The organism is bacterium (assembly GCA_016873475.1).
GTDB lineage: Bacteria > Krumholzibacteriota > Krumholzibacteriia > JACNKJ01 > JACNKJ01 > VGXI01.
Genome location: VGXI01000263.1, coordinates 1 through 3,797 on the forward strand (window position 1 = coordinate 1; position 3,797 = coordinate 3,797).

Genomic DNA, 3,797 nt, shown 5'->3' on the forward strand with positions numbered 1-3,797 from the left:
TTTTGCTCGGTCTCCGCGACGGCCGCGAGGTCGACGACATCGCGCGGCCAGGCGCCGGCCTCGGCCAGCACATCCGCATAGGCATCCGCCGGCGACTGCAGGGTGATGGGGACGTGGTCCGGGTAGCTTGCCGCGAAGTCGAAGTCGGCGGTCGCGCGGTACTCCTCGCCCTTGCCCAGGCCGCCGTAGACCGCGAGGTAGACGGCGTCCGTCCAGGGATTGTCGACGATGCCAAGGTAGTCGCCCGGATCGTCGATGAAGTTGTCGGCCAGGTAGTAGGCCAGGCCCTCGCCGGCCGTGTCGTCGAAGACGAAAGGTCGCGCGTTGCCCTCCGGTCCCTGCTTGTAGTAGTTGCCGACGATCCTGAACTGCCCTGAGGGCGGGTTGTGGTGGATGAAGCCGCGATTGAAGTTGTAGACGACGTTGTTCTTCACCTCGGCCGGCCCCCGGCCGCAGGCCGGATTGCGGTTGCCGTTGTGGGCGAAGAGATTGTGGTGGAGACTCACGCGCGGCCGGTTGGAGAGCAGCCCGTAGTTGTGCACGCCCTCGGGGTGCCCCTCCGTCGCCGACATGCAGAGCGTCGACCACTGCACCGTGGCGTCCCAGACGGTGAAGATGCCCATCACCTCGTCCACGCCGAAGGCGGCCGAGACGTGGTCGAAGATCACGAGGCCGCTCTCGGAGAGCTGCACGCCGTCGTAGGAGCCGCCGCCCTCCCCCGCGAAGGCGGGGCGAATGCGCAGGTGGCGAACGATGACGTTGCTGATCCCTCCGCTCCCGTAGAGCCGGCCGCGGATCGTGATGCCGCCCCCGGGCGCCGTCTGGCCGGCGATGGTCACGTTGCCGTGCCGGATGCGAATCGGATCGGCCTCGATCACGCCGGACACGGCGAAGACCACGATGCGCGGCTCGTCCAGGTCGAGCGCTTCCTGCAGACTGCCTGGGCCCGAGGCCGCGAGCGTGGTGACCTTGATGACGCGACCGCCGCGGCCGCCCGTGGCCTGGGCGCCGAAACCCTCCGCGCCGGGGAAGGCCAGCACGGGCTGGGGCGTGTCGTCGTCATCGTCGTCGGGCGGGCCGACCGGATTGCTTGCCTGCTCGGCGCAGCCGGCGAGCAGGCCGAGCAGCAGGAGCAGCGCAACTGACGTGCGGAGCCAGACGGCGAGAGCGGTGGCCGAACGCTCGGCACCGGGAAGGCATGGCGGCATGGGGACTCCTCGCGCTTGCTGATGGTGGCGCCTTGCGGCGCGCTGAACCCAGGATTGCATTGCCCGTGCCGGGTCGTCAAAGGCATTGTCGAAGCGCCGGCCTTGTCGCAGTATCGGCGCATGGAGAACGGCACCCAGGCCGCACTTCGCGGGCTCTACCGGCAGCGCTTCGGCGCCCCGGCCGAGCGCGTGGCCGCCCTGCACGGGGACGGCTCCGGGCGGCGGCTCTGGCGTCTCCATGGCGCGGCGGGTACGGCGATCGGCGTCGCCGGGCCCGATCCGCTCGAGAACCGCGCCTTCCTCTCCTTCTCGCGGACCTTTCGCGAGGCCGGGCTGCCGGTGCCGGCGATCTACGGTGAGGATCGGGCCGCCGGCGTCTACCTGGAAGAGGACCTCGGCGACACGACGCTCTTCGACCTCCTGAGCGCCGAGCGCCGGGACGGCGAGCCGAGCGCAGCGGCGGTGGCGGTCTACCGCGAGGCGCTGCGCCTCTTGCCGCAGTTCCAGATCACCGCCGGGCGGGCCATCGACTACGGCGTGTGCTATCCCCGCGCCAGCTTCGACGCCCAGTCGATGCGCTGGGACCTCAACTACTTCAAGTACTACTTCCTGCGCCTTGCCGGCATCCCCTTCAGCGAGCAGGCGCTCGAGGACGACTTCGCGCGCTTCACGGAGCTCTTGCTCGCCGCGCCGCGCGAGCACTTTCTCTACCGCGACTTCCAGTCGCGCAACATCATGGTGCGCGAGGGCCGGCCCTGGTTCATCGACTACCAGGGCGGCCGGCGCGGGGCGCTCCAGTACGACGTCGCCTCCATCCTCTACGACGCCAAGGCCGACCTGCCCTTCGCGCTGCGCGACGCGCTGCTCGCAGACTACCTCGACGCGGCCGCGCAGGTGGCGCCCCTCGACCGCGCGGCCTTTCTCGCGCATTACCCGCTCTTCGCCACCGTGCGCATCTTCCAGGCCCTGGGTGCCTATGGCCTGCGCGGCTACTACGAGCGCAAGACGCGCTTCCTGGCGAGCATCCCCTACGCGATCCGCAACCTGGAGCGGCTCTCGCTCGAGTCGCCGCTGCCCGCCGAGCTGCCGGCCCTCGCCGAGGTCGTGCGGCGGCTCGTCGGCTCCTCGGCGCTGCGCCAGATCGGCAGCGCCTCGCTCGCGCTCACCGTGCGCGTGGGGAGCTTCGCCTATCGCAACGGCCTGCCGGGGGACGTCTCGGGCCACGGCGGCGGCTGGGTCTTCGACTGCCGCTGCCTGCCCAATCCCGGCCGCGAGGCCCGCTTCGCAGCGCTCACCGGGCAGGACGCACCGGTGACCGCCTTCCTCGACGCCGAGCCCGCCGCGCAGGTCTTTCTCGGGCGCGTGTGCGCGCTCGTCGACGCGGCGGTGGACAACTACCGCGGCCGCAACTTCACGGACCTCAGCGTGGCCTTCGGCTGCACGGGCGGCCAGCACCGCTCGGTCTACTGCGCGGAGCGCCTGGCCGCGCACCTGGCGGCGCGCGGCGTGGCGGTGGCCCTGCGGCACCGCGAGCTCGGAGAGACAGCGTGAAGGCGATGGTCTTCGCGGCCGGCCGCGGCACCCGCCTGGCGCCGCTCACCGACGCGCTGCCCAAGGCGCTGATCGAGGTCGGCGGGCGCACTCTGCTCGAGATCGTCCTCGCGCGGCTCCTGCGCGCTGGCGTGAACGCCGCGGTGGTCAACGTGCACCACCTGCCGGAGCGGATCGCGGCTTGGCTGGCGGCTGCGCGGCTCACCCTGCCCGTAGCGCTCTCGCGCGAGAACGAGCTGCTCGACACGGGCGGCGGGCTGAGGCACGCCGCGCCCCTGCTCGCGGGGCCCGAGCCCTTCTTCGTGCACAACGTCGATGTGCTCAGTGCGATCGACCTCGGCGCGCTGATGGGCCAGCAGCGCGCGAGCGACGCTCTGGCCACGCTCGCCGTGCAGCCGCGCACGCGGGGCCGCGGCCTGCTCTTCGACGGTGAGGGCCGCCTGGTCGGCTGGGAGGAAGCGCCGGGCGGCCGGCGCATGTGGGCCGCGCGGCCCGTGCCCGGCGCCGAGCGCCTGGCCTTCTGCGGCATCCACGCGGCCAGTCCCGCGCTGCTCGCGCGCCTCGTCGAGACGGGCGCCTTCCCGATCGTGAGCGCCTACCTGCGCCTCGCGGGCGAGGGCGCCGACATCCGCGCCTTTCGCGCCGACGGCGTCTTCTGGGCGGATATCGGCACCCCGGAGAAGCTCGCGGCCGCGCGCAAGCTGGCCGCGGAGGACCGGCTGCCGGATTAGGTGGCCTCCCAACCATTCGGCCGCGATGCGGAGGCGCGAGCGGGAAGCAGCGTCTGGGTGCTTGTCGACGGACCTTGGCAGTGATAGCCTGTCCAGTAACAGGCGCTTTCCGCCAATTTAGGTGGGGATAAGCCAATCCCCTCCCGGCCTTGGACGCTCAGCCTGGCTGCGCCAGCTGCCAGGTGCCTCGCCCGCAAGAGCGTTACTCGAAGCTGAGGTGACGATGCCGCGCCAGAAGAAAACCCCGCCGCCCAAGCCCGAAGCACAAACCTACCGGCACCCGGAAGCGGATCTTGCAACCCGGGGG

The 3,797-nt window shown here is 71.5% G+C and carries 3 protein-coding genes; 2 read left to right on the forward strand and 1 reads right to left on the reverse strand.

Going from position 1 to position 3,797, the window contains the following annotated elements; genetic code table 11:
- Window positions 1-1,208: hypothetical protein (locus FJ251_14350; protein ID MBM4118886.1), on the reverse strand; the 1,208-nt coding region annotated here is incomplete at its 3' end.
- 21 nt (window positions 1,209-1,229) lie between these two features.
- Here FJ251_14350 and FJ251_14355 point away from each other — a divergent pair.
- On the forward strand, window positions 1,230-2,759 hold the full coding sequence (locus FJ251_14355) for a phosphotransferase enzyme family protein (GenBank protein MBM4118887.1): 1,530 nt from the start codon (window positions 1,230-1,232) through the stop codon (window positions 2,757-2,759).
- Window positions 2,756-3,490, forward strand: coding sequence for a nucleotidyltransferase family protein (locus FJ251_14360; GenBank protein ID MBM4118888.1), 735 nt, complete (start codon window positions 2,756-2,758; stop codon window positions 3,488-3,490). Before FJ251_14355 ends, FJ251_14360 begins: the two co-directional genes overlap by 4 nt.
- Window positions 3,491-3,797 lie beyond the last annotated feature (307 nt).

Bases quoted from the DNA above. Each gene is read 5' to 3' on its own strand.
- FJ251_14355 (MBM4118887.1), top strand. From the start codon at position 1,230: ATGGTGGCGCCTTGCGGCGCGCTGAACCCAGGATTGCATTGCCCGTGC.